Genomic DNA, 1,374 nt, shown 5'->3' with positions numbered 1-1,374 from the left:
GGGGGGGGGGGGGGGGTGGGGGAGGGGTCAGTTGCTGCCCTGGTTGTGCGACAGGTTGTAGATGTAGGCGGCCAGGATGTGCACCTTTTCCTTGCCCAGGTAGGGCTCCTGGGCCGGCATCTGGCCCTGGCGGCCATGGCGGATGGTTTGTTGGAGCTGGGCGTAGCTGGAGCCGTAGATGAACGCGCCGGGGTTGGTCAGGTTCGGCGCGCCGACCAGGGCGGTACCCTTGCCTTCCGGGCCGTGGCAGGCGACGCAGTTGACCGAGAAGATCTGCTTGCCGGCCTCGACGTCGGCCTTGGTGCCTTCCGGCAGCTTCAGCCCGGCGAGTTCGGTGCGGACGTAGGCGGCGACGTTCTTCACCCCGTCTTCGCCGAGGATGTCGCCCCAGGCCGCCATGATCGCGTGGCGACCGCCGAGGATGGTGGTCTCGATGCTCTGCGGGTCACCGCCCCAGCGCCACTCGTTGTCGGCCAGGTTGGGGAAGCCGAGGGCGCCCTTGGCGTCGGAACCGTGGCAGATCGAGCAGTAGGTGGCGAACATGCGGCTGCCCATCTTCATGGCGTGCTCGTCCTTGGCCACTTCCTCGATGGGCATGGCGGCGTACTTGGCGAAGATCGGCCCGTACTTCTCCTGGGCGATGTTCATCTCGCGTTCCCACTGCTTGTCCTGGGTCCAGCCGCCCTCGTAGCCCGGCAGCACGCCTTTCCAGTTACCCAGGCCCGGGTACAGGACCAGGTAGCCGACGGAGAAGACGATGGTGCCGATATACAGCATGAACCACCACTTCGGCAGCGGGTTGTCATACTCCTCGATGCCGTCGTAGGAGTGGCCCATGGTCTTTTCGGTAGTACCCTTGGCCTCGCCCTTGCGGGTGGCGAAGACCAGCCAGAGCAGGGCGATCAAGGTACCGACGGTAAGAGCTGTGATGTACAGACTCCAGAAGGTGGTCATTCTTTGTTACTCCTAGAAGCTTGCTCGACGTGCTTTTTGGCTTCGGGATCGTCTGCGAAGGGCAGCATCGTCGCTTCGTCAAAGCTCTTCTTGCGTTTGCCGCTGTAGGCCCAGATCACCAGACCGATGAAGGCGACCATGATCAGCAGCGTGCCGAGTCCTCGCAGCGTCCCGATATCCATTGCCGTCACCGTTTGTTCTTGATCGAGGTGCCGAGCACCTGCAGGTAGGCGACCACGGCATCCATTTCGGTCTTGCCTTTCAGCGAGTCCTTGGCGCCCTTGATGTCTTCGTCGGTATAGGGCACGCCGAGGGTGCGCATCACTTCGAGCTTCTTCTCGATGTCCTTGCCGTCGAGCTTGTTCTCCACCAGCCACGGGTAGGCCGGCATCTTCGACTCGGGCACCACGTTGCGCGGGT

The 1,374-nt window shown here is 63.2% G+C and carries 3 protein-coding genes; all 3 read right to left on the bottom strand.

Annotation, left to right across the window (positions count from 1 at the left end; all coding sequences use genetic code 11):
- Positions 1 to 27: 27 nt before the first annotated feature.
- Positions 28 to 954 carry a cytochrome-c oxidase, cbb3-type subunit III gene (gene ccoP, locus HMPREF2581_RS17340; protein WP_003087308.1) on the bottom strand — a complete coding sequence of 309 codons (927 nt, stop codon included), beginning with the start codon at positions 952 to 954 and terminating at the stop codon, positions 28 to 30.
- The gene (locus HMPREF2581_RS17335; protein ID WP_003087314.1) at positions 951 to 1,136 is read right to left on the bottom strand and encodes a CcoQ/FixQ family Cbb3-type cytochrome c oxidase assembly chaperone; all 186 of its coding nucleotides are present in this window, start codon (positions 1,134 to 1,136) and stop codon (positions 951 to 953) included. The genes ccoP and HMPREF2581_RS17335 overlap by 4 nt, the downstream gene beginning before the upstream one ends.
- Positions 1,137 to 1,141: 5 nt before the next feature.
- Positions 1,142 to 1,374: cbb3-type cytochrome c oxidase subunit II (locus HMPREF2581_RS17330; RefSeq protein WP_048766390.1), on the bottom strand; the 233-nt coding region annotated here is incomplete at its 5' end.

Source organism: Pseudomonas sp. HMSC057H01 (assembly GCF_001836405.1).
Taxonomy (GTDB): Bacteria; Pseudomonadota; Gammaproteobacteria; order Pseudomonadales; family Pseudomonadaceae; genus Pseudomonas; species Pseudomonas aeruginosa.
The sequence above is the reverse complement of the archived record's forward strand: the minus strand, read 5'-3'. Positions and strand labels throughout refer to the sequence as shown.

Bases quoted from the DNA above. Each gene is read 5' to 3' on its own strand.
- HMPREF2581_RS17335 (WP_003087314.1), bottom strand. From the start codon at position 1,136: ATGGATATCGGGACGCTGCGAGGACTCGGCACGCTGCTGATCATGGTC.
- ccoP (WP_003087308.1), bottom strand. From the start codon at position 954: ATGACCACCTTCTGGAGTCTGTACATCACAGCTCTTACCGTCGGTACC.